A 24,213-nucleotide genomic window follows, 5' to 3' on the forward strand; every position below is an offset into this window, starting at 1 on the left:
CTTTATTGGGTATTTTTCTTTGACTTCTTGGGCGACTTTTTTACGTATCGTTTCTTATATACGATGTATCCTGATAAAAACACGATAAGAATCAAAAGCCCCACTACGAAAATGTAGAGCATGGAACCCATCATATGAGGGATGAAAAGTCGCCCCGTATGTGCCTCCAAAGCTACTTGCCACAGAGAGATGCGCCCTGGTCGTAGTTCGTCAGGCATAGAGGGATAGGACAGTTGGAGTCAATAAATGAAGCCCCTTTGTTATAGTCTACTATGAGAGGCCCTTGAGTAAAATGGTTGGAAAACCCACAAATAGCATTTTCGAACGAGGGCATACCTCCCTGGACTGCCTTTATAGGCTTTTGAGTGATATAATCTAAGCTCTCTTGAGAGGAGCGATTCCAGCGATAGATACCGCTAAAAGAACCCACTATCCACGAACCATCAGACTCTTGTTCCCAGACATTTACACCCATAACACTAACGGGAGGGGATGCTGTTATACGTTGGGGTGATTGATTCCAATGTCTTAAAGAAAAAAAGCCTTCTGAGGTAGAGAGTAACCACTCGCCTGCAATCGAGTCATAGCGTAGCTTGCGCAACTTATCTTTCCAAGGATTGTCCGAGTGGAGAGCAGTACCTGGAATGGTAGGTACTTTTGTTCGAGCGATAGGAATAAGCAAGGGAGGACGTAAAAACATTCCCGTAAGGGTAATTAGCAATAAGAGTATGAAGAAGCTCTTTCCCACCCAATTATGCCATTGTAGCGATGTATTCCACTTTTTCAATAGGGCATTGTTGCGGATTTTTTTATCCTTATTTCTTCGCACCATTATACGATAGAGGGTGATGAGTAGCCCTGTTACAATTAAAATCAAGAGTAGAAGACCGATTATATCGACTACAAAAATGCCTACAGAGCCAAACAGAGTACCACTATGTAGCATCCAAAGTGTACGGAAGAGCGAAGCTTGAGGCTTGTACCCTTCGGGAGCTTGTAGAGGTACCAACGAGAATTCTTTGTAAGGTGGTAGCGAGAGGAGTAGTGCAGATCGAGATAGCACCAGCATACTATCGCCTTTAAAGACAACATCTGTAAGGAGAGCATCGTCTTTCTTTACAGCGATCGCTTGTTTCTCCCAACCTTTGTACGTATAGCGGTATAGGTGATAGGGTGTAAGGGCAAAGAGACTCCCTTGAGGGGCTCGGGCAAGGGCTCGTATCGAGCGTTGATCGGTAGCATTAGGTAGCCCCTTGTTGAAGTCTACGAAGTGTTGTGCTAAGTGGTCGGTGAGCCATATACCCGAATAGCCATATACCAATGGGAAAGACTATCTCGGGCTACCGAACCTATCATAGAACCATGATTCCAATTTTTATAATGATAGGAGGGAAGTAGTAGGCCCCTTGAAATATCTATCCCTGAAAGTGTGTGTCGATGATTCAGTAAGATGCCTGAGAGGGCAAAGAAAATAAGAAAAAACGAAAGCAACCAACTAAGCCATTTATGCCAGCGGATAAGGCCACGTATCATAGAGTAAGTGAATTGGTAGTTAGAGAGAAAGAGTGGTGGGGAAGAGTGTTTCCAAATAGTTTTGCAGAGCAAGACGTACCTTGACTCTATCCTTAACTTCTGAGGCTAATAGTGCCACACTGTATGTACGCCCATTGTAGTGAAGATAGCCAGCATAGCACTGAATACCTTTCATAGAACCACTTTTGACGAAGAGCCGCAGGTAACTCTCTTTCATAAAGTTCTTTACCGTTCCCTCTACTCCTGCTTGTGGGAGGGTTTGCATAAAGGCATCGACCTGTTCGATACTTCCCAAGGCTACATAGTTTAGAAGAGTGGTAACATCAGAAGCAGAGGTCCGATTGGCGCGAGCCAGTCCAGAGCCGTCATAGAGCCTAAATTGTGGAGAGAAAGTTAGCCCTCCCTCTTTCCATACTTGTAAGGCTTTTTCAATAGCTCCTTTTGTCGAAGCTGGTGTGGAGTCCGAGGGGGCTATGGCAATGGTTTTGAGAATAGCTTCGGCATAGTGGTTCAGACTGCGGTAATTCATCTCTCGGCAAAGTTCTTTAAGTGATGGAGAGTAGTATTTTCCTGCCAATTTACCTCGATCATTGAGTGGTGTAAAGAGGGTTTGTACTTGCCCCTCAACGAAGATACCATATTCGATAAGTCGTTTTTTTAATATAGCTCCCATGTATCGAGGTGGGTTGGGAAGATCCGATTTGAGTGTTACTCTATCTCGATTGCAGGGTAGTGTCCCTTTTATGGTACGTTTCTCATCTCGTCCATAACCACGACATCCCCATCCACTTTTATTACAGTTTACACTGAGTTGATGCCTCCATTCTACCCCCGTATCGGGTGGATTAGTCCCCAAGAAGGTAAAGTCATCGCTTTTTCTACCAGTGGTATAGTAGAGGTCTATCCAGTTGTCATAGATATTAGCTGCATAGACCCCTGTAGCGTAGTATTCTCCTCTGTCTTCTTGGTCCCATAGAGGGTGTACGCCTATGGAGTCAAAGGAGGCAGATTCGATAATGATATTACCTCTTACTTCTTTTATATGCTGGGCTTGAAGGGTCAAGTAGACGCTTTCTATCCATCGAGTAGAATCGTTGGGAAAATACTTAGAAGCTATGGAAGGGTCGCCATGGGTAACGACAATCAGGTCGCCGTTGAGTATATTTTGCTCTACCTTACCTCGGAGGTAAAGGTCAGTAACGAAAGAGTAGTCGGGACCTAATACATCTAAAGCTATGGCGGTGGTGAAGAGTTTGGTTACTGAGGCGGGGCAAAGGACACGCTCCGATGCATAGCCATAGCGTTCTGAGGGGTCAAATATATCTTGTACAGCAACGGAGTAGAGTGCTTCTTGCGCCTCTTCGCTTTTTCGAAGGAGAGAAGAGGCTTGGGTGGAAAGCTCGTATAATTGTTGGGCTTGAAGGGCGAAGGTAGAGAGAAGTAGCCCCAAGAAGCTCCCCAAAAAAGAGATTGGGTAGTAGCTACGAGGTATCTTATATCGCATGGCTCAAAAGGATATAGATATAAAAAGAGGTAGAATTTATACGTTAGTATATTTTCTACCTCCTGAGATTGTTCCTTATTGGTTTATAAATATGTTGGCTCCAGGCATACCTGCTGCGATGTAGCGATTGAGCTCTTCGGCTGTTATCTCCTTAAGTTGTGATCGATCGCATACAGCGAGAAAGGTAAAAGGAGACTTGTCCATGATAAAATCTTGTAGTTCTACTGCCGTTGGGTCTGTAGGTAGAGCACTGTACTCTTCATAGGAGAGGCTTAAAAAGGCGGTTGTTAGCCCCACGCCTCGACGATCCCAAAGGTAACCATTGTCCAACTCGATAGGGTAGAAGTAGTTGCCTTCACTGCCCAAGTCTCCGCGAGAGGGATAGCTAATAATTGTGCCATCGACCTCTAAGGTTACCGGTACCATATGGTTGTAATTACTACGAGTTTTATAAATCACGATAGGAGCGAGTTGTTGTACCCCTTTGCCTCCAAAGCCAATAGGCATTTGTTGAACGTTGCTGGCGGAAGTTTCCATTGTAGAAGTATTTTGTTTAGAAGCCTCTTTTTTAGAGGCACATCCCCCGAATGTTAATAGCACAAGGAGAGTTCCTATGAGTGTAAAAGCCTTGAGTATGCTCATAATTGGTCTTGTTATATAGATTTTGAACTTGTTGCAAATATACGTAGAAAAGCTACATCTACTGCTGAGTGAAAATGGAGTCTTGATGTAAGGAGATACTCGTATCGTGTGTGGGTACTGTAATTACTCTGTCGGGATACTCAAGGTATATAGAGTTGAAAGCCCCCCATCCTAATTGAGGGATAACTTTATCTAAGAAGGTGCGCAGTTGCCATAGTTTTCTTTTCCACTCCTGCATAGCTCCAAAATTGACTTCCAATCCAGCAATGCGTGTTTGGGCAATGAGTTGCTTCTCGGGGGCTGTTACATAAAGAGAGGTAAAGAAAGAATTCCAAAAGGCATCTTTTGATATGTGGAGCATTAAGTCATAGATACTCCCCGTGGCACTCTCGGCGGGGACATGACCATGTACCACCATAAGAGGAAAAGAGTATTGTTCCTGTGGGTGCAGGGGTATTATCTCTCTATCTCGGGTAACGTAGTAGCTTGCCTTGGGGGTAGAGACAATGAAGAATGGGTCTCTTTGGGTAACCTCTACATGTAGTGTGCCTTTAGTTGTGTAGAATATGTTTACCTCCTTGAAGAGTGTATTCTTAAGGAGCGATTGCTCCAGTGCCGAAAGGTTTACCGAGTCTGCTCGAAAACCGATCAGGTCGGGCTTCAATTTTTTTACGTCCTCTATCAGTTGGACTTCGTTCACGAACTTAGGTGTCTCTCCTTCCTTTACATGTGCCTCTATGTTCTGTATAGTTACCTCTTGCTTCCTTTGAGGTATGGTAAGGGCTAAGTAAAGAAGGAAGGCTATGCAGAGAAGAATGCCTATTCTTATAAGTATTTTTTTTATCATCGTCGGGTACGCAAAAGTTGGGCTAATAGAGGTACTATTCGGTCTATGTTACCAGCTCCGAGAGTTAAGATTATACGAGGTAAATCGCTCCTTTGCTCCAAATGGGTTACAACTTCCTCTCGGGCTATAATACTTTTAGATGAGATGGATATTTCTTGCAGGATTAATTCGCTTGTTACTCCGGGCAGGGGCTCCTCTCGAGCAGGGTATATGGGAAGCAAAATAACTTCGTCCAAAAGCGAGAGAGACTGAGCGAACTCTTTATAGAAGTCTTGGGTACGAGAGTAAAGGTGGGGCTGGAAAATTCCCAATATGGACTCTTGAGGGTACAGCTTGCGTACTGAAGTAATAGCAGCTCGAAGCTCTTCGGGGTGATGGGCATAATCGTCTATAAAGACACAACGAGGAGTATCTACCAAACGTTCAAATCTCCGATGAATACCCCTAAAGGAAGAGAGACTTTCACGTAGTTCCTCTGCTGTAACACCATTAAGATAAGCCACTGCCATGGCTGCTGTGGCATTCTCTACATTGATAGCTATCGGTACCCCTAATTCTAAGGACGAGAGCGTGAGTCCATCAGCCTTACAGTGCCAGTCGAAGAAGAGTTTGCCCTCCTTGAATTGAAGGTTATCGGCATAGAAATCTGCCTCTTGCTCCATAGCGTACGAAAAGGCGCGTACCCCTTTGGCTCGTTGGGGCAGTTGAGGGTAGATACCTTTTTTGTAAACTAATGCTCCATTGGGTTTTATGCGTGCCACAAATTGGGCAAAGCCTTCTCTATATCCTTCGGGTGTTTCGTATATATCCAGATGGTCAGGGTCAAGCGAGGTAACAATTGCCATATGAGGTGAGAGATGTAGAAACGAGCGGTCGTATTCGTCTGCCTCTACTACGACGAAGTCGCTTTGAGGATCTAACAACAGATTGGAGGAGTAGTTTGCAACAATTCCACCTAAAAAAGCATTTCCCCCTATATGGCTGTTGTGCATTAGATGAGCTAGTAGAGAAGAAGTTGTGGTCTTGCCATGTGTGCCTGCTACTGCTAAAAGTTGTTGGTTGTATACCGCTTCTCCCAAGGCTTCGCTTCTTTTAACAACTCGGAAGTTATGTGTGCGACAATAGACCAATTCTCCCAAATCGTCAGGAACAGCGGGTGTATAGACCACCAGCACCTCGGACGAGTTGGGATACCATTCACTCAAAAACTCAGGACTGTCGGTGTAATGGATCGGTATGCCCTCCTTTTCTAAAGTCTGTGTGAGGGGCGAGGGAGTTAAATCGTAACCCTTAACTTCTGCTCCATTACTGTGAAAGTAGCGAGCCAAGGCACTCATACCGATGCCTCCAATACCGATGAAGTATATCTTCTTATAGTTATTAGGCGTTATCATGCTTTGGGGAAAAAATAATTTGCTCAAGAATGGAAACAATCTTTGCTGCAGAGCGAGGAGCTGCCAAACATAAAACAGCCTCGCTCATACGTTTTAGTGCTTCGGGCTGTGTAACCCATTGAAGTGCTTCTGGAACTAAAATATCGTGAGCTTGTGTATCAGGTACCAAAAGGGCTGCTCCTCTTGAAGAGAGAGCTTGGGCATTGTGGGTCTGATGATCTTCTGCCACATTGGGCGAGGGAACCAGTATCGAGGGCTTGCCTAACAGCGAGATTTCCGATATGGTAGAGGCACCCGCTCGAGATATCATGAGATTGCAAGCGGCATAGGCATTGTCCATATGTTCGATAAAAGGGAGCGACACAATCCACTCTTCTGCTTCTGGCCCTAATTTTTTTAGTGCTTCCTGAGCCTCTTTGGCATATCCTTTCCCTGTTTGCCATATGAGGCGGACACGATTTTCTATAAAGAGCTTAAGCCCATTGCAGATACTTTGGTTAATGGTCTTGGCACCGAGGCTACCTCCTACCACTAATACTAAGGGATAATTTTCATTGCTGAAACCAAAACTTCGTAATGCTTCTGCTCGGGAGGGAAGAGGAGTGTCTTCCAAAATAGGACGTATTGGGTTACCCGTTAGAATAGGGGGTGTGTAGGGAAAAAAACGTTCCATATTGGGGTAGGCTACGCAGATGGCTTGGGCACGACGGGCAAGCAGTTTGTTGGTCTTTCCTGCAAAACTGTTTTGCTCTTGAATCAAAGTCGGGATACCCAGTTTTTGAGCAGCCAATAGAGTAGGAGCAGAGGCATATCCACCCACACCTACTACGGCATTGGGGCGAAACTCTCGAATAATTTGTTTGGCTCTCACTCGTGCCTTGTATAGATTGAAAAGTACCAATACATTGCGCCAAGGTCTTTTTCTATCTAACCCTTGCACCGTAAGCCCCTCTATCCGATAGCCTGCTTGAGGTACCCGCTCCATTTCCATACGTCCTACTGCGCCGATAAAAAGAATCTCAACATTAGGATGCTTCTGCTTGATGGCATCGGCAATGGCAAGGGCAGGAAATATGTGCCCACCCGTACCTCCTCCAGATATAATTACACGTTCTATTTTCTTTTCCATAACGGATATGATTTTATGCCCTATTGATTACAGCTCTGTGGAAGCACCTTGCTGATAGATTGTCTCCTCTTGAATTTCCTCTCCTACAGTCTCTTCGTGTAGGTCTTGCACATGACTCTCCCTTAGTGCCTTCATCCTCTTTTTAGAATCTTTTGCTATGGCAAGGATAATGCCTATACCACAACTGGTAATAATGTATGACGTACCTCCTGTACTTATAAGGGGGAGTGTCTGACCCGTTACGGGAAAAAGATTTATTGCAACGAGCATATTTAAGAAGGCTTGGAACACGTAGAGAAAGGTGATACCATAGAGTAGTATTAAATATCTTTTGCTGGTAGTTTGTCGTCCTACGGATGCTACTTGGAATATGAGAAGCAAGTACATAAAAGGGATGAGGATAGCTCCAATAATACCATACTCCTCTAAGATGATGGCAAAGATAAAGTCGTTCGAGGCTTCGGGTAGGTCATAGCGTGCTCTACTTGACCCCGGACCATTGATAACCCCACCTAATCCTTTAGCAATGGCCATCTTGGCTCGTCGAGGCTGCATGTTGTGGTCAGTCTCGATAAACTTTAGGGCATACTTCTGTTCTTTAGGCAGGTTTTGATAGACACTATCGGGCAAATTGTGCGCAGGAGGAGGGTCGATACGAGTCTTCCAAGTATTAAAACGTCCAGGTAGCTTGTCCAAGACAGACTCGGGAGTGAAGTAGAGGAACGAGATAAAGAGGCAAGACCCTACCACAATGAGAGCAACGAGTCTATTGAAAGTACGTGTAAACCCACTACTTATAAAGATTACTCCCAGTGTCGTGGCTACGAAAATAATAGCCATAGAGAAGTTTTGCAGCACGATAAATAGCGTTGGTACTGCTACGGCGAAAAGGAAAAGGTAAATCTTTTTTTCTTCGAGCGACCATACCTTCTTGGGAACAATTTGTACAGGAAGTCGCTCGAGTATCCACTTCTTTAATCCTTGAAGCATACGTACGAGGATTAGGCGGTCGAAGTCATCTTTGCGCGTAAAGATGTAAGCCCCGATAAGCACAATTCCCAACTTGGTTATTTCTGAGGGCTGGAAGGGTATGCCAAATATTTTAATCCATCGTTTGGCTCCGTTGATAGTCTCTCCGAATAGGGGTGTCAGGATGGCAAGTATTGTACCTCCGAAATAAATACCGATGGTTAGATAACGGACCATTTTCTTCAAAGAGAGCATAGTAAGCCCGTAGACCAATCCTAAGGATACAAGTAGGAAACCGATATGCTTGAAGAACTTTAAGCCCCCACTACTATCTCCTATCTCGGAAGCAGAGCCTGTATATACAGCAGGGAATGAGATGAGTAAAAACACAATGTAGAGAAACCAAATAATACGATTTTGGTTGCTCTTAAACTCGTTGAATATTCGGGCAATGAACGACATGCTATGGGGGTCAAATAAGGGTAAGTAATAGTTGTTGTAGAGAGTTGGTTTAAGCTTTCTTTTCGGTGGAAGAAATCAAAGCCTGTACCTTACTTCGAAATTGGTCGCCTCGGTCTTCGTAATTCTTAAAGAGGTCAAAACTGGCACAAGCAGGAGAGAGAAGCACCACATCTCCTGTCTGAGAAAGGGTGCGAGCATGATGTAGCATCTCATCGATAGAGCGAGCATCTCTAATGTCGGTTATCTTGTTGTCAAAGAAAGCGTGTAGCTTGTTGTTATCCACGCCCATAAAAATCAATGCTTTGCAGCGTGAACGTACCAATTCTTCTATTTCGGAGTAGTCGTTACCTTTATCAGTACCGCCCAATACAAGTATTACGGGGCGGGTCTGTGCCTCTAAAGCATAGTAAGTAGACTGTATGTTGGTTGCCTTGCTGTCATTGATGTAGAGTACTCCATCTACTATACCCACGGGTTCTATACGGTGAGGCACATTAACAAAATGATGCAAGGCTTCATAAAGGGCCTCGTTATTAACCCCCATCGCCCTTGCTGCTAAGCCTACAGCCATAGCGTTGAGAAGGTTGTGTTTACCCATAAGAGCCAAATCTTTCTGTGCTATGGAGAAAGCAGGTAGTTGGTCAGTGGGGGCAAAGTATAGGGTCTCGTTCAATGAATTTAAGTAGCGTTGCCTTTCCCCTCTAAAGAAAACGAAAGAGTTGCATAGCTCGGAGGCATTGCCTGCAAAGTTTGTGTTATAAAAGTATCTTCTTGCCAGTATATGAAATAATCTTGCTCAGAGAGATTGCGTGTGATACGCATTTTGGATTGAGCATAGAACTCGAATTTATATTCGTAGCGGTCTAAGTGGTCGGGGGTAATATTGAGTACAACGGCAATATGGGGGTGGAAGTTGACTGTGCCATCTAACTGAAAACTACTCAGCTCGGCAACGTAGTACTCATGGGGGGCTTCTGCCACTAAGCGAGCTAAGGAGACACCAATGTTACCACAGGCGATAGCATCTTTACCCGCTTTTTGAAGTACGTGGGTAAGCCAAGTAGTCGTGGTCGTTTTACCATTTGAGCCTGTGATAGCTATTATCTTGTTTTCGGGAGATAAATAGCGTGCGGCAAACTCAATCTCACTAATTACCGAAATGCCTCGTTTGCGAAATTCTACAATCATAGGAGCAGAGTCTGGTATACCTGGGCTTTTTATGACCTCAGTAACTTCGGTAAGCCAAGAGGTAGAGTGTCCTCCCTCTTCGAAAGCTATGCTATGCCGAGTTAATTCCGCACGATGCACCTCTTTGAGTGTGCCACTATCGCTCAGACGACAAGGGATATTCATTTTTTTTGCCAATAGAGCTGCTCCAACACCGCTCTCTCCACCGCCTAATATGAGAAGATAAGACATGATAAACTGATACTTTTACCCTGATATGTTTCGATAGTAAGTAACTTTTTCAAGAGTTAGCGGATTAAAAACAAGGTGACGTGTTGCCCACTATTCCCCTCTGCCCTACACCTTAATGATAGTTCATTTCTGCAAAGTTTAGCAAAGAGACTTTTTGTTACTGTCTTTTAGGTGTTTGTGCGATGCTTTTTTATCAACTCCTACTGAGTAGCCCTCTCCACGGAAAAAAGAGTACATAAGCTCTTATTAAATGGGGAGAAGTAGTTCCTTTTAAGCCTCTTAACTATGTAAGTTGTTGGGTAAAAATGCCTACTCTTGAATGTGATACAAAGATAAAACATATATGTGAGACTGGCATAGTCATACGCTTGTGTAATTGCTCTGGAAATGTGTATATAAGTATCCATTAATCCTTTGTCCCAAAAGGGTTATACCTTTTGAGAGTTTACACGGAGGGTTACGATAGTTTGCACAGATGGTTAGGGCGGCGAGTTATATTCTCTTGAATGGAAGAGAGGGTTACACCCTTCCAGAGGGGTTCTTTGGACTCTCTTTTTTCTCTAATACCAACGAGGGTTTGTTAAAAAAGTGGATGGAAACAAGATTTTTGTAAACGGATTGATAAGATTAGACAATCGGGTGCACACTTTTGCGGGAAACGTGCAAAACCTTGTTGTATAGCGACAAATCGCTCCTCTCTTTCTTCCCCCAGAAGCCCTTTTTTTAGGATTTTTCCCTCTTACACCTACTTTCTACCTGCGTGAGGGTATGTGGTTACTTTGCTATTCTTTAGTATATTTGCATCGTTCATAAGGGGCATTTTTAGCGAAAAAGCCTCTGTTTACTGTGCCTTGCTACAAGGTGATTTTCATGTTAAAGATGTCGCCTTGTATTTTGTGTAACAGTGCAAGCAGAATAGAACAAATCACAGACAGAACAATTATGAGTCAACAGTTAGAAAAGATTAAAGAGCTTGTTGCCAAAAGGGAAGAGGCTCGTCTTGGAGGAGGTGTTAAGCGTATCGAAGCGCAGCACGAAAAGGGAAAATATACAGCTCGTGAGCGTATCGCTATGTTGCTCGACGAGGGTAGCTTCGAAGAAATCGATATGTTTGCCATGCACCGTTCTTCCTATTTCGGATTGGATAAAAAGAAGTTTTTAGGAGATGGAGTGGTCGTAGGTAGTGGTACTATTGATGGTCGCTTAGTGTATATTCATGCACAAGACTTTACTGTATTTGGTGGAGGCTTGGGGGAGATGCAGGCTGCCAAAATATGCAAGGTGTTGGATTTGGCTATGAAGGTAGGAGCACCTGTTATCGGTATTAACGATTCGGGTGGTGCTCGTATCCAAGAGGGGGTAAACTCTCTCTGTGGTTTTGGCGAGATTTTTCAACGCAATATCATGGCTTCGGGGGTAGTGCCTCAGATTTCAGGTATCTTCGGTCCCTGTGCTGGAGGTTCTGTGTACTCTCCAGCTCTTACGGATTTCAATATCATGGTGCGTGGTACCAGTTATATGTTCTTGACGGGTCCTAAGGTGGTGAAGACCGTAACAGGAGAAGATGTTTCTCAAGAAGACCTCGGGGGGGCTAACGTACACTCTGTAAAGAGTGGTGTAGCACACTTCGCAGCAGATACAGAAGAGGAAGGACTTGCTTTGATACGCAAGCTCTTGAGCTATCTCCCTCAAAACAATATGGAAGAGGCTCCTTATGTGCCTTGTACAGATCCAGTAGATAGAGCCGAAGAGCTTCTTAACGAGATTATCCCAGATGAACCTAACCGTCCTTACGATATGTATCAAGTGATTGGTGCAATTGTCGATAACGGAGAGTTCCTCGAAGTGCATGCCGACTATGCTCGAAATATCATTGTTGGTTTCTGCCGTTTCAATGGAATGAGTGTAGGTATCGTAGCCAATCAACCACAGGTAATGGCGGGTAGCTTGGATAGTAACTCTTCGCGTAAGGCAGCTCGCTTTGTTCGTTTCTGCGATGCTTTCAATATACCTATCGTATCTTTGGTAGATGTGCCAGGCTTCCTCCCAGGCACAGGGCAGGAGTACAATGGAGTTATTGCACACGGAGCGAAACTTCTCTATGCCTATGGAGAGGCTACCGTACCCAAGATAACCGTTACTTTACGCAAGGCCTATGGAGGGGCTTATATTGTGATGGGGTCTAAACATATGCGTAATGATTTGAATTATGCTTGGCCCTCTGCAGAGATTGCCGTAATGGGTCCATCGGGAGCTGTTGAAGTTGTCTTTTCTAAAGAAGTGGCAGCGGCAGAAGACCCTGCTAAGGCTGCTATGGAAAAGGAAGCCGAGTACCGTGCCACCTTTGCCAACCCCTATAATGCGGCTTCGTATGGCTATATTGACGATATTATTGAGCCTCGCAATACACGTTTCCGTGTAATCCGTGCTTTGGAGCAACTTCGCACCAAGAAGCAAAGTCTCCCTGCAAAGAAACATGATAACTTACCTCTATAATTAAGATGCGTACCTATTATATATGGAGAGCGCTTTGCCACTCCTTGATTATTGGCACAGCGTTGGTTTTGTCGCTCACCTCGGTACATGCACAGAGTATAACCTCTGTACGCATCAATGAGGTTGTGGTCGATAATACCAAGGGGGTAGTGAACCCCTACGGTCAGCGTGTAGGGTGGATTGAACTCCACAATGCTGGAGCGGCAACGGTCAATGTGAAGGGCTGTTACCTAACCGATGATTTGGATAATCTCAAGAAGTATCGCATCCCAATGACTGATGCACGGACCATATTACCCCCTTATCAACAAGCGTTGTTTTGGGCAGATGGTGTTCCTGCAAGGGGTGCCTTACACCTAAACTTTGTTTTAACTCCTGGGGTCGAGCAGACCATAGCTTTGGTGGATACCGATGGAGCTACCATCATCGACCAAGTAAAGGTTCCTGCCACTCTACTACAAGACGCTTCGTGGGCTCGTATCCCTGATGGTGTTTTGGAAACAGTTAATCCAACGTGTGGCAGGAGCTGAGTGAGCCTACCCCCGCCTCTAAGAATATGATGCCAGAGATCAATGAAAAGGTAGAGCGCATCAAGGTTGAAGATGCCAAGGGAGGGATTATGACTATTACTGCAATGCTTGTTGTCTTTTCAGGCTTGCTCCTTTTGGCTCTTTGCTTTACTGCTGTGGGACGCTTTGCTGTACGTTTGTCTGCTCGCAACAAGGCAAAAGCTACTGGGGTAAAACCCTCTGTTACTCCTTCAAAGAGTAGTACGGAAGAGGAAGCTTTTGTGGCGATATCTATGGCGCTTGTTGAAGCTACTGAAGAGGTGCATGACGAGGAGAGCGGAGTGCTTACCATAGAGCGTAGTGAGACCTCTGCCTCTGCATGGAGTATGAAAGCTCATAATCAGCGAGTGTCTGTACAACGTTATCCTTTCAAAAGCCGTTCGTAACATAGTGAGCAAACGGAGTATATACAACATTTTAACCAATAGATATTCAATCGGATACGATATATGAAAGAGTATAAATACAAAATTAATGGCAATGATTATGCCGTTAAAATCAATAAGATTGAAAATAACGAAGCCGAGGTAGAGGTAAATGGTAAAAGTTATTCGGTGGAACTCGTTCGTGAAGAAAAACAGGCTCCAAAACCTGTGGTAAGGCGAGTACAACCTACCCCCTCTGTTTCTTCTGCTCCAAAGCCAGCTGTTGCCTCTGGTGTTAAGGGAGGGATAAAGTCTCCTCTACCTGGTGTTATCTTAGAGCTCTCGGTAGCTGTGGGTGATGAGGTCAAGAGAGGACAGCGCGTGGCCATACTCGAAGCTATGAAGATGGAGAACAATATCAATAGTGATCGTGATGGTAAGGTGCTCGAGATAAAGGTGCAAAAAGGAGATTCTATCCTTGAAGGTACTGATATCCTCATTATAGGTTGAACTAAATAACCCAAACAGCAATGAATTTCGGACAGTTTTTAATGGAGAATTTAGAGATATTTTTCTCCTATACCGGCTTTGCTAATGCTACCTTGGGGCATTGGGTTATGATGGCAGTCGGTCTGTTATTTATCTTCTTAGCCATTCGTTTCGACTTCGAGCCTCTGCTTTTAATTCCTATCGGTTTCGGCATGTTGATTGGAAATATTCCTTTCAAGGATGCTGGTTTGCAGGTGGGGATTTATGAGGAGGGGTCTGTCTTGAATATCCTTTATCAAGGTGTCAAGCAGGGGTGGTATCCGCCTCTTATTTTCCTTGGTATTGGGGCTATGACGGATTTCTCGGCGCTTATTTCGAACCCCAAACTCATGCTTATCGGAGCCGCTGCTCAGTTCGGTATTTTTGGGGCTTATATAATTGCTCTTTTGGTAGGCTTTGAGCCTAATCAAGCGGGAGCTATCGGTATTATCGGTGGAGCAGATGGTCCAACAGCGATCTTCCTGTCATCAAAATTAGCTCCAGAGTTTATGGGAGCTATTGCGGTTTCTGCTTACTCCTATATGGCACTTGTTCCCATTATACAGCCTCCTTTTATGCGTTTGCTAACAACCAAAAAGGAGCGTGTTATCCGTATGAAGACACCTCGTCCTGTATCTAAAACGGAGAAAGTGATTTTCCCCATCGTAGGTTTGTTCCTTACCACTTTTTTAGTGCCTTCTGGTTTACCTCTCTTGGGGATGTTATTCTTTGGTAATTTGCTCAAGGAAAGCGGTGTAACAAAGCGTTTGGCAGATACAGCTAAAGGGCCTTTGATTGATACCATTACAATCCTTTTGGGGGTTACCGTGGGAGCTTCTACGCAAGCCACAGAGTTCCTTACTTTCAATTCAGTAAAGATATTTGGTTTGGGTGCTCTTTCTTTTGTTGTAGCCACGTGTACGGGAGTGCTCTTTGTTAAACTTATGAATCTCTTTTTGAAGAAAGAGAATAAGATTAACCCTCTTATTGGTAACGCTGGGGTTTCTGCAGTACCAGATTCTGCGCGTATATCGCAAGTAGAAGGTCTCAAGGCAGATCCCTCTAATTATTTATTGATGCATGCCATGGGACCCAATGTAGCAGGAGTAATTGGGTCTGCTCTTGCTGCGGGAGTGCTGTTGGGCTTCTTAGGCTCTTAAATGGGTTAGTGTAAGATTCGAATCGAACAAACACAAATTTCGTATAGACGGACGGGAAGAAGTTACTCTTTCTGTCCGTCTTTATTTAGAGGATTGTTGGTGTTTACATAGCTTTTTCCCTTTTCCCCTTTCGGAAGGCTTAGTGAGAAATAGGGCAGACAAGGCGAAACTTTTGTACAATACCTTTCTGTATTGTTATCCACTTTCAGCTTCAATTTTAATGCTTTATTATTCTGATGCCCCTTGACAGAAAATGTCTCTAAGGTGTGTTTTTTCATCTCTTTGCAGAATTCTCTTTTTATCTTCTTGTCTTCTTGCAGGTGTTAATACTATTTTTAGTTTAAGAGTTTCGCCAAAAGGGTGTATCTTTGCAGAGGCTATCTGTCATGCCTAAACAGTATTATGCAGAAGAAACCTTCTATACTTGAATTAGAGCGAGTTATGGATGATTATCTATTAGCTTGCCAGCTCAAGCCAACTCGAGGGCGTTCTAAAATATTAGCTACCATTTATACAATGGATAGACCTTTCGATGCTGATACTGTTTTTGAAAAAATGAAACAGGTGGGCTATGCTGTGAGTCGAAGTACTGTCTACACGACATTAGATTTGTTGAGTCGTTGTGGTGTCCTAATCCGTTTAGCTCGCAGCAATGCTTCTGTTTATCTTTTTGCGTGGCGGTGCGTGGGCTACTCTTTGGTTTTTTGTACAGAGTGCGGTAAAGTCAATTATTATAGACAAACATCGCTTATCCGTCGGTTGCAGTTGTTGCAACCTCCTCGATTTCGTAAACGACAGTCCATTGTTTTGACCTTGGGGAATTGTGATGACTGTGCCAAAAGGCTCAAAGGATTGGCGAATAAGAAAAATGAATTATCAAAAACAGAACAAACATCAAAATAAAAAAGAACTGTATGGGAAAGGTTGATGTACTGCTGGGACTCCAGTGGGGAGATGAAGGCAAGGGTAAAATCGTAGATGTTTTGACCCCCAATTATGATATGGTAGCACGCTTTCAAGGAGGCCCCAATGCTGGTCATACACTCGAGTTTGCTGGAGAGAAGTATGTGTTACGCTCCATTCCTTCAGGAATTTTTCAGGGAGATAAGGTAAATCTTATTGGTAATGGTGTTGTGTTAGATCCTATCCTCTTTAGAGAGGAGGTTGAAGGACTTCTGAAATGTGGGCATAAGTTGACCGAGCGTTTGGTTATTTCTCGTAAGGCGCATCTTATATTACCTACTCATCGATTGTTAGATGCTGCTGGCGAAGTAGCTTTGGGTGCAACGAAAATTGGTACTACGGGCAAAGGGATTGGACCTACGTATACCGATAAGGTGGCACGTAGAGGTCTTCGTGTGGGCGATATAGAACTTGATTTTCAAGAGCGTTATTCTCGAGCCAAGCAACGCCACCTCTCTATGTTGCGTGGTATGGGAGTAGAAATACCTGACCTTACAGAAGTAGAAAAGACATTCTTTGAGGCGGTAGAATATTTACGTACATTCCGCTTTGTTGATAGTGAGTTTGAAATAAACAATGCACTTCGTACAGGCAAAAAGATATTAGCCGAGGGGGCGCAGGGTTCTATGTTGGATATTGATTTCGGTTCTTATCCATTTGTAACATCGAGCAATACGATTTGTGCTGGTAGCTGTATTGGTCTTGGTGTTGCTCCCCACCAGATAGGAGATGTTTATGGTATCTTCAAAGCCTACTGTACTCGTGTGGGAGAAGGCCCTTTCCCTACCGAACTTTTTGATGAAACAGGTAAACTTTTGGCAGAGCGGGGGCATGAGTTCGGCTCTGTGACGGGGCGCCCACGTCGCTGTGGTTGGATAGATTTAGTGGCACTGCGCTATACAATTATGATTAATGGTGTGACCAAATTGATTATGATGAAGAGCGATGTTTTAGATACCTTCTCCACTATAAAGGCATGTCGTGCTTACAAAATCGATGGTATAGAGACACGTAACTTCCCCTATTCCATAGAGCAGACTATAGAACCTGTATATGATACTCTCCCTGGTTGGAACTGCGATTTGACTGCCTATGAAAGAGAGTCCGATTTGCCCAAAGAGTTTTTGGCTTATGTGGCCTACTTAGAGCAAGAGTTGGAAGTTCCTATTACAGTTCTTTCTGTAGGACCAGATAGAAAACAAACTATAGTTCGTTAGTTTCGTCTGATGTCTTATCAAGAGACAATAGATTTTCTCTTCTCAGCTGTGCCTTGTTTTCAACAACAGGGTGCGGTGGCTTATAAGCCAGGCTTGGAACGAGTCCTTGCTATGGCAGAGGTAATGAGTAACCCTCATCTCTCTTTTCGTTCTATACATGTAGGAGGAACTAATGGTAAAGGATCTACGGCAAGTACCTTGGCTTCTGTTCTTTCAGCTTCTGGCTATAAGACGGGGCTTTTTACTTCTCCTCACTTAGTTGATTTCAGAGAGCGCATACGCATCAATGGAGTGCCTGTGGGGGAGGATTATGTAGTCGATTTTGTCGATAAGGCTCGTCCTTTGCTTGAAAAGTATGCCCCTTCGTTCTTTGAATTAACCACTCTTATGGCTTTCTCTTTCTTTGCAGAGCAGAAGGTTGATGTGGCAGTTATAGAGGTGGGTATGGGTGGTCGTTTAGACAGTACCAATATCATTCGTCCGGAGCTGTCGATTATAACTAATGTGAGTGCCGATCATACACAGTTTTTAGGAACGACTCTACCCGAAATTGCTTTTGAGAAAGCGGGCATTATCAAAAAAGATATTCCCATTGTCATTGGAGAGGCCGAGGGAGAGGTGCGAACTGTTTTTGCACAGAGAGCGCAAGAGGAGTCGGCTCTTATATACTTTGCCGAGGAGAGCGGAGCTTTACTCTCTTGTGAAGATAGAGCAAATGGACTCTACTTGCACACTTCTAAATATGGATCTTTCCCAGCCCAATTGGAGGAGTCGCACAGCATCTCAACGCACGTACCATATTGACGGCTTTGTCGGTTATAGCAGAGCGCAATCTCTTTACGATACCATTGGAGGCTGTGCATGATGGTTTTGCCTCTGTAATAGAGAGAGCTGGGCTTTTAGGGCGTTGGCAACAGCTCTCAATGACTCCTCAAATCTTTTGTGATACGGGGCATAATGAGGCGGGGATTGCCTTAGTCGTGCAACAAATAGCCCGACAGAAGTACGCTCATCTTCACATCGTTTTGGGCATGGTCTCAGATAAAGAGTGGCAAAAGGTACTCTCTTTTTTGCCTCAAGAGGCTACTTACTATTTTGTTGCTCCTCCCTCCGAACGAGCCTTATCTGCCTCCGTTTTGAAAGATTATGCCCTTCAGATCGGATTAAAAGGCGAAAGTTTTCCAACCATATCAGATGGCTTTTTGACCGCAAAGTCGAAAGCTAACCCCGATGACCTTATATACATAGGAGGAAGTAATTATGTAGTAGCCGAGGTGCTACGCGACTTCTTTCCACAACTTTTAGGATATAAATAATTGCTTGAAATACAATAATTAACTATACAAAACTATACAACAAAGTCCTATGACAGAAGTAATTCAAAAATCGTTGCGTGACAATGTGTTTGCGCGTTGGGCTGTGCTTATAATGATAGCACTTACCATGTTTTTTGCCTACATGTTTGTAGATGTTCTTTCACCTCTCAAATCAATGTTGTCGGATGCTCCTTATAATTGGAACGATACGGTATTTGGTTACTATGGGGGAAGTGAGTTTGTTCTCAACGTTTTTTTCTTATTCCTCATATTTGCAGGGATTATTTTGGATAAGATGGGCGTCCGATTTACGGCAGTTCTCTCTGGAGGGCTTATGGTAATAGGGGCTTTGATCAAAGTATATGCTCTTAGTGATGTCTTTAATGATGGAGGTTTTGGATTTTCTGTTTTGAATAGCTTTTGGCCTGCAATGCCCCCTTCTGCCAAGTTAGCTTGTTTAGGATTTATGGTCTTTGGCTGTGGTTGTGAGATGGGAGGAGTAACTGTATCTCGTGCTATTGTAAAATGGTTTCACGGAAAAGAAATGGCTCTGGCTATGGGGATTGAAATGGCTATTGCTCGTTTAGGAGTGTTTGCCGTTTTTCGTCTTTCTCCAATCATTGCAGAGCGTACAGGAGGAGTTCAAATGCCTGTAATTTTCTCTTGTTTATTGCTTGCCATAGGTCTTCTCTTTTATCTTATTTATGGTATTCTCGATAGAGCTTTGGACAAAGAAGGTGGAAATACAGTAGTAGCCGAGGAGGAAGATCCATTTCGTTTCAGTGATTTGGGTAAGATTTTTGGTAATGGTGTATTTTGGGTGGTTGCTTTGCTTTGTGTACTTTATTACTCAGCTATATTTCCTTTTCAGAAGTTCGCAACAGAGATGTTGCAACAAAATCTTGGTTTGGATGCCAAAACAGCTGCAGGGATTTTCAGCTGGTTCCCTATTGGAGCGATGGTGATTACTCCTTTCTTGGGTGCTTTCTTGGACTTTGTTGGTAAGGGGGCGACGATGCTTATCGTTGGCTCTATATTGATGATAGGTTGTCATCTTACGTTTGCGATTTATCCGTTTGTTCCAGGAGATACTACCTCTTTTGTTATTGCTATGGTTGCTATTGTCTTATTGGGTATCTCTTTCTCATTAGTTCCCGCTTCTCTTTGGCCTTCAATGCCAAAACTTATTGATGCAAAAGTTTTGGGTTCTGCTTATTCAGCTACGTTTTGGATACAGAATGTAGGTCTTATGCTCGTGCCTATTGTTATTGGGTCTGTATTGAAAGCAACAGGGAGTTATCGTATGCCTATGCTTATCTTTGCTTCGTTTGGTGTTGCTGCTTTAGTATTAAGTGTTTTTCTTAAAGGGCTTGATGCCAAGAGGGGCTATGGATTGGAACTCCCTAATTCAAAGAAAAAGAATTGAATGGATTGATTGTAACCTATTAAAGTATTTGTACAATGAATGATATCAAAGTGTTGAACCGCGCGGCGGACAATATACGAGTGTTGGCTTTGTCTATGGTAGAAAAAGCAAGAGTGGACACCCTGGTGGTGCTATGGGAGGTGCTGATTTCATCAATGTGCTTTACTCAGAGTATTTGCGCTTTGATCCTGATTGCCCTCATCGCTATGCTCGCGACCGTTTCTATCTCGATCCTGGTCATATGTCACCGATGCTTTATGCTCAACTGGCTTTGACAGGGCATTTCTCTCTTGCTGAATTACAAGCCTTTCGTCAGTGGGGAAGTCCTACACCAGGTCACCCGGAGAGAGATTTGACGAGAGGAATCGAGAATACAAGCGGACCTTTGGGACAGGGACATACATTCGCCGTTGGAGCAGCCATTGCCGCTAAGTTTTTGGCGCAACGCTTCGGAGCAGACGTTATGCCTCAACGTATCTACGCTTACATATCTGATGGAGGTATTCAAGAGGAAATAGCACAGGGAGCAGGACGTACAGCTGGACACTTGGGGTTGGACAACTTGACTATGTTTTACGATGCCAATGATGTACAGCTCTCTACGATGGTAGATGAGGTTACCACAGAAGACATTGCTCAAAAGTACAAGGCTTGGGGCTGGCATGTGGTAACTATCAACGGCAATGATGTGGCGGAAATAAGAAAAGCCTTAGACGAAGCAATTGCTACCAAAGGATGTCCTACCTTGATTATTGGTAAGACTGTTATGGCATATAAGGCTCTCAATGCCGAAGGAGCAGAGATTACAGACCGTATCCCTACTCATGGTCAGCCATTGAGTAAGGCTGGAGTTTCGGTAGAAGCGACCCTTGGAGCTATGGGCTTCGATGCTCAAAATCCTTTTGCTATAGATGAAAAAGTAGCAATGCTCTATCAGAAGAGAAGAGAAGAATTGCGTACTGAGTGGAAGGCTTATGATGAAAGATTTAACGCATGGGCAGGAAAAAATGCCGAGGAGGCTGAAACATTTACCAACTGGTTTGAGGGTAAAATGCCTTTCATTGATTGGTCTGCCATTGAGCAGAAGAGCCACCAGCCTACACGCTCTGCTTCAGCAATGGTTTTGAAGGAACTTGTCGCTAAGGTCCCCAATATGATTGTTTCTTCTGCCGACCTTTCTAATTCGGATAAAACGGACGGTTTTTTGAAGGGTACAAAGGTTATCTCCAAAGAAGACTTTAGTGGTAGATTTTTGCAAGCTGGTGTTTCGGAACTCACTATGGCAGCCGTTTGTTTAGGTATGATGCTCCATGGAGGTGTAGTGGCTGCTTGTGGAACCTTTTTTGTCTTCTCTGACTATCAAAAACCTGTTATCCGTATGGCGGCTTTGATGGAGATTCCGCTTAAGTTTGTTTGGACACACGATGCTTTCCGTGTAGGAGAAGATGGACCAACTCACGAACCCGTAGAGCAGGAAGCACAGCTCCGATTGATGGAAAAATTGCACAACCATTCGGGACAACGCTCTATGTTAGTGCTCCGTCCCGCTGATGTACACGAGACTACCGTAGCCTGGCAAATGGCCATGGAAAATCACGAAACGCCTACCGGGCTTATCCTCTCTCGACAAAATATTGATGATTTGCCCAATGATGGTCTTACTCCTTATGCTCGAGCAGCACGCATCATGTGCGGAGGGTATATAGTGAGCGATGATGAGCATCCCGATATAGTGCTGTTGGCTACCGGTAGTGAGGTTTCTACCCTCGAGGCTGCGGCTACGATTCTTCGAGCAGAGGGTAAAAAGTTGAGAGTCGTTTCAATTCCTTCTGAAGGTCTCTTTATGGATCAGCCCGAAAGTTATCGTAAAGAAGTGTTGCCCGAAGGGGTGAAACGCTTCGGTTTGACCGCAGGTTTGCCCGTAAATTTGGCAAGCTTGGTAGGAGGCAATGGCTCGATACATGGGTTAGAGAGTTTTGGCTATTCTGCTCCTTATACTGTTTTGGATGAGCAATTAGGCTTTACTCCAGAGTCGGTAGCCGAGAAGATACGTTCTCTTTTGAAATAAAATAGATGCGCTAGCAGAGTAAGAAGCAAAAGATCTTATTGTTGTAGAGAGATAGTAAAAACTCTCCCATTTATATTGAAGAGGCTGTTCGATATTGTTCGGACAGCCTCTTTTTTATTTTTCTTTCTACTCTTTCTTTTTGATGTTGTTTTTCAAAATGTACGTTGTTTGAGTGGTTTGTATTATATTTATGCGGAGATTGGTTGGAGATGATTGTTTTTCTTCTTTCGTTGATGAGACGGATTTGGCATATATCTCTTTTGAAATAGGTTTGAACTTATTTATCTCCAATCTGTTTTAGTGTGTATAAGAACAGGTAGTGAGTGTTTTTATTATTGGTGTTAATTAAAAGTTGAAATGAAAATGAACAAGAAAATTGTATTAATGCTCTTTACGCTTGCGAGCTTAATCCTATTACCAGTTTCTATGAAGGCTGATGATAAACCCATCCGCTTTGAGCAACTTCCCAAGGTGGCTCAACAGTTTGTAAAGAATCACTTCTCTTCAGAAGTCTCTTATGTGACTGTAGATAATGACTTAATTGGTAAAAGCTATGAAGTCACATTAGTAGACGGCACTCGTATAGAGTTTGATAGAAAGGGTATTTGGAAAGATGTAGATGTTGAGCAGGGGGTAGTACCCAGTAAAATAGTTCCTCGATCTATTTCGAACTATGTGATGAAAAATTTCCCTGGAACAACTATCAAGCAGATTGAAAAGCGTGATAGGGGAGGTTACCAAGTGGAACTCTCTAATGGATTGGAGTTAAAGTTTAATTCCAAGTTGCAATTTGTACGTATGGATGACTAAATGAAAAAGAAAAAGCTATGAAGAAAGTCTTGTTTTTGACCCTCTTTATAGGATGATTGGGTTGATGAGCTGTCACAGAAACAGCATGGATAAACATGATGTTCCATCAACTCCAGTGAATACCGAACAGTTGCCAGATCAGGCTAAAGCCACTCTTAATAAGATTGAAGGTTATACGGTGGCCTCTTCTGCCAAGTTCGCTAATACTACAGATAGAGGTTCTCTTTATGAGTCTCGTTTAGTTGCTAAAATGAGGGCTGTGGCTACCGCTATTGAGATAGAGTTCGATATGAATGGGATTTGGACAGATGTCGAGGCCGAAAATGGCATATTCCTTTGGAAACTATCAAGAGTTTGCCTCACTTCCCCGTAAAGATTGTTGAATATATCAAGGCGAATCAACTTTTGGTGGAGGAGATTGAGCGCAAGTCTTACGGTTTCAAGGTAGAAACAGTAGATAACCGTAAGTTCTTCTTCGATAAAATGGGAGAATTAATCAGCAATAAAGAACCTGAAAACCCGACTGTAACTCCCGATAATACTGCTGGAGAGGCTGCATTGAGTTTTATGAATGCTCACTTCCCAGGGTATAGAATAGTTCAAACAAGTACAGAGAGAGAAGAGGGTGCTTTACATTATAAGTTTTATCTCCAAAAGGGATATAACGAGGGTTACAAACTTGAGTATAAGGCTCCTGCCTCTTTAGTAGAGATTGAAGGAGACGAAGATTGGCATTTGTTTATCCCCGAAAGTGCTTTGAGAGCATTTTTACCTGCTCCTGCTATAACTTATCTTGTAAATAAGAAACTCATAGGTTTTGTATCTGATGCAAAGCTCGAAAAGAATATGTATGAGGTAGAAGCGGGTAAGTACGATTTGAAGTTTTCTCTCTCAGGAGAGCTTTTGGAAGAGGAGATAGACGACTAAACGCTTACCTCTTGAAATAGAGATTTTATTTAGGGTAGGTAACTCTCCATAGGAGAACCCTATCTTCATAAGAACCCCAATTTATTGACATCGGTTGTGTCTGTGGTAAGACGCGACCGATGTTTTTTGTTGTATCAGAAAAAATCCATAATGGTGCGATTGGTAGTCCAAGTACACGTTTTGGAGAGTGTGCAGGAACATTGTTTCAATTCCATAATGGTGCGATTAGTAGTCACACACATAGTCGAGCAGTTAATGTACTGTATAAAGTTTCAATTCCATAATGGTGCGATTAGTAGGCAGTACCGTCGCCTTGTCGTCTACACCGACCCCTCTGTTTCAATTCCATAATGGTGCGATTAGTAGTAGTAGCCTCGAACTTTCTATTGCTGCCCCTCTGCGAGTTTCAATTCCATAATGGTGCGATTAGTAGACCTCTTCGCTGTTCTTGTTCGTGTCGAACAAAAGG

At 43.6% G+C, this 24,213-nt stretch carries 24 protein-coding genes and 2 pseudogenes; 14 read left to right on the forward strand and 12 right to left on the reverse strand.

Annotated features, from left to right (window positions below; translation table 11 throughout):
- Positions 1-2: 2 nt before the first annotated feature.
- From JCM15907_RS12825 to JCM15907_RS13950, 11 genes are all read right to left on the reverse strand, one after another.
- Positions 3-218, reverse strand: coding sequence for a hypothetical protein (locus tag JCM15907_RS12825; RefSeq protein ID WP_148297450.1), 216 nt, complete (start codon positions 216-218; stop codon positions 3-5).
- Complete coding sequence (locus JCM15907_RS10565; RefSeq protein ID WP_051522362.1) at positions 173-1,321, reverse strand: PepSY domain-containing protein; 1,149 nt, start codon at positions 1,319-1,321, stop codon at positions 173-175. Before JCM15907_RS10565 ends, JCM15907_RS12825 begins: the two co-directional genes overlap by 46 nt.
- Entirely contained in the window at positions 1,279-1,533 is a 255-nt protein-coding gene (locus tag JCM15907_RS12830) for a hypothetical protein (RefSeq protein ID WP_148297451.1), read from the reverse strand. Before JCM15907_RS12830 ends, JCM15907_RS10565 begins: the two co-directional genes overlap by 43 nt.
- Positions 1,534-1,552: 19 nt before the next feature.
- Positions 1,553-3,037: a D-alanyl-D-alanine carboxypeptidase/D-alanyl-D-alanine endopeptidase gene (gene dacB, locus JCM15907_RS03610; protein WP_036885403.1), complete on the reverse strand. Its 1,485-nt coding sequence runs from the start codon at positions 3,035-3,037 to the stop codon at positions 1,553-1,555.
- A 75-nt stretch (positions 3,038-3,112) separates the two neighbouring features.
- Complete coding sequence (locus tag JCM15907_RS03615) at positions 3,113-3,679, reverse strand: hypothetical protein (protein ID WP_025842753.1); 567 nt, start codon at positions 3,677-3,679, stop codon at positions 3,113-3,115.
- Between the two features lie 58 nt (positions 3,680-3,737).
- Positions 3,738-4,526 carry a cell division protein FtsQ/DivIB gene (locus tag JCM15907_RS03620; RefSeq protein ID WP_025842754.1) on the reverse strand — a complete coding sequence of 263 codons (789 nt, stop codon included), beginning with the start codon at positions 4,524-4,526 and terminating at the stop codon, positions 3,738-3,740.
- The gene (murC, locus tag JCM15907_RS03625) at positions 4,523-5,920 is read right to left on the reverse strand and encodes a UDP-N-acetylmuramate--L-alanine ligase (protein WP_025842755.1); all 1,398 of its coding nucleotides are present in this window, start codon (positions 5,918-5,920) and stop codon (positions 4,523-4,525) included. The genes JCM15907_RS03620 and murC overlap by 4 nt, the downstream gene beginning before the upstream one ends.
- Positions 5,907-7,049: an undecaprenyldiphospho-muramoylpentapeptide beta-N-acetylglucosaminyltransferase gene (gene murG, locus JCM15907_RS03630; RefSeq protein ID WP_025842756.1), complete on the reverse strand. Its 1,143-nt coding sequence runs from the start codon at positions 7,047-7,049 to the stop codon at positions 5,907-5,909. The genes murC and murG overlap by 14 nt, the downstream gene beginning before the upstream one ends.
- 27 nt (positions 7,050-7,076) lie before the next feature.
- Positions 7,077-8,480 carry an FtsW/RodA/SpoVE family cell cycle protein gene (locus tag JCM15907_RS03635; RefSeq protein ID WP_025842757.1) on the reverse strand — a complete coding sequence of 468 codons (1,404 nt, stop codon included), beginning with the start codon at positions 8,478-8,480 and terminating at the stop codon, positions 7,077-7,079.
- A gap of 49 nt (positions 8,481-8,529) precedes the next feature.
- Entirely contained in the window at positions 8,530-9,153 is a 624-nt protein-coding gene (locus JCM15907_RS13945; RefSeq protein WP_036885405.1) for a glutamate ligase domain-containing protein, read from the reverse strand.
- A gap of 5 nt (positions 9,154-9,158) precedes the next feature.
- The gene (locus JCM15907_RS13950) at positions 9,159-9,899 is read right to left on the reverse strand and encodes a Mur ligase family protein (RefSeq protein ID WP_370664404.1); all 741 of its coding nucleotides are present in this window, start codon (positions 9,897-9,899) and stop codon (positions 9,159-9,161) included.
- A 942-nt stretch (positions 9,900-10,841) separates the two neighbouring features.
- Between JCM15907_RS13950 and JCM15907_RS03655 the strand changes: the two genes are divergently transcribed.
- The 5 genes from JCM15907_RS03655 (at position 10,842) to JCM15907_RS03670 (ending at position 15,017) form a co-directional block, all read left to right on the forward strand.
- Positions 10,842-12,395, forward strand: coding sequence for an acyl-CoA carboxylase subunit beta (locus tag JCM15907_RS03655; protein ID WP_025842758.1), 1,554 nt, complete (start codon positions 10,842-10,844; stop codon positions 12,393-12,395).
- A gap of 5 nt (positions 12,396-12,400) precedes the next feature.
- Complete coding sequence (locus tag JCM15907_RS12140; protein WP_051522363.1) at positions 12,401-12,925, forward strand: lamin tail domain-containing protein; 525 nt, start codon at positions 12,401-12,403, stop codon at positions 12,923-12,925.
- A gap of 26 nt (positions 12,926-12,951) precedes the next feature.
- Positions 12,952-13,350, forward strand: coding sequence for an OadG family protein (locus JCM15907_RS12145; protein WP_051522364.1), 399 nt, complete (start codon positions 12,952-12,954; stop codon positions 13,348-13,350).
- A gap of 63 nt (positions 13,351-13,413) precedes the next feature.
- Entirely contained in the window at positions 13,414-13,839 is a 426-nt protein-coding gene (locus JCM15907_RS03665) for an acetyl-CoA carboxylase biotin carboxyl carrier protein (RefSeq protein ID WP_025842759.1), read from the forward strand.
- Positions 13,840-13,859: 20 nt separating this feature from the next.
- Positions 13,860-15,017, forward strand: a complete 1,158-nt coding sequence (locus tag JCM15907_RS03670; protein ID WP_025842760.1) for a sodium ion-translocating decarboxylase subunit beta — start codon at positions 13,860-13,862, stop codon at positions 15,015-15,017.
- Between the two features lie 62 nt (positions 15,018-15,079).
- Here JCM15907_RS03670 and JCM15907_RS03675 read toward each other — a convergent pair whose 3' ends face one another.
- Positions 15,080-15,295 carry a hypothetical protein gene (locus JCM15907_RS03675; protein WP_025842761.1) on the reverse strand — a complete coding sequence of 72 codons (216 nt, stop codon included), beginning with the start codon at positions 15,293-15,295 and terminating at the stop codon, positions 15,080-15,082.
- A gap of 124 nt (positions 15,296-15,419) precedes the next feature.
- On the opposite strand from JCM15907_RS03675, the gene JCM15907_RS03680 reads away from it, so the two are divergent.
- The 9 genes and pseudogenes from JCM15907_RS03680 (at position 15,420) to JCM15907_RS14025 (ending at position 24,095) form a co-directional block, all read left to right on the forward strand.
- Positions 15,420-15,920: a Fur family transcriptional regulator gene (locus JCM15907_RS03680; RefSeq protein WP_025842762.1), complete on the forward strand. Its 501-nt coding sequence runs from the start codon at positions 15,420-15,422 to the stop codon at positions 15,918-15,920.
- Positions 15,921-15,931: 11 nt separating this feature from the next.
- Complete coding sequence (locus JCM15907_RS03685) at positions 15,932-17,197, forward strand: adenylosuccinate synthase (protein WP_025842763.1); 1,266 nt, start codon at positions 15,932-15,934, stop codon at positions 17,195-17,197.
- A gap of 9 nt (positions 17,198-17,206) precedes the next feature.
- Positions 17,207-18,513, forward strand: a pseudogene (locus tag JCM15907_RS10585) (bifunctional folylpolyglutamate synthase/dihydrofolate synthase).
- 49 nt (positions 18,514-18,562) lie between these two features.
- Entirely contained in the window at positions 18,563-19,939 is a 1,377-nt protein-coding gene (locus JCM15907_RS03695) for an MFS transporter (protein ID WP_025842764.1), read from the forward strand.
- A gap of 35 nt (positions 19,940-19,974) precedes the next feature.
- Positions 19,975-22,007, forward strand: a pseudogene (locus tag JCM15907_RS10590) (transketolase family protein).
- A 363-nt stretch (positions 22,008-22,370) separates the two neighbouring features.
- On the forward strand, positions 22,371-22,817 hold the full coding sequence (locus JCM15907_RS03710; RefSeq protein WP_025842765.1) for a PepSY-like domain-containing protein: 447 nt from the start codon (positions 22,371-22,373) through the stop codon (positions 22,815-22,817).
- Positions 22,818-22,902: 85 nt separating this feature from the next.
- Positions 22,903-23,190 (forward strand): hypothetical protein, encoded by a 288-nt coding sequence (locus JCM15907_RS03715; protein ID WP_025842766.1) that lies wholly within the window; start codon positions 22,903-22,905, stop codon positions 23,188-23,190.
- Positions 23,154-23,744, forward strand: coding sequence for a hypothetical protein (locus JCM15907_RS03720; RefSeq protein ID WP_148297452.1), 591 nt, complete (start codon positions 23,154-23,156; stop codon positions 23,742-23,744). Before JCM15907_RS03715 ends, JCM15907_RS03720 begins: the two co-directional genes overlap by 37 nt.
- A gap of 150 nt (positions 23,745-23,894) precedes the next feature.
- Complete coding sequence (locus tag JCM15907_RS14025) at positions 23,895-24,095, forward strand: hypothetical protein (protein WP_441828647.1); 201 nt, start codon at positions 23,895-23,897, stop codon at positions 24,093-24,095.
- The last annotated feature ends 118 nt before the right edge of the window (positions 24,096-24,213 follow it).

Origin of the sequence: Porphyromonas gingivicanis JCM 15907 (assembly GCF_000614585.1) — a bacterium.
Classification (GTDB): Bacteria; Bacteroidota; Bacteroidia; order Bacteroidales; family Porphyromonadaceae; genus Porphyromonas; species Porphyromonas gingivicanis.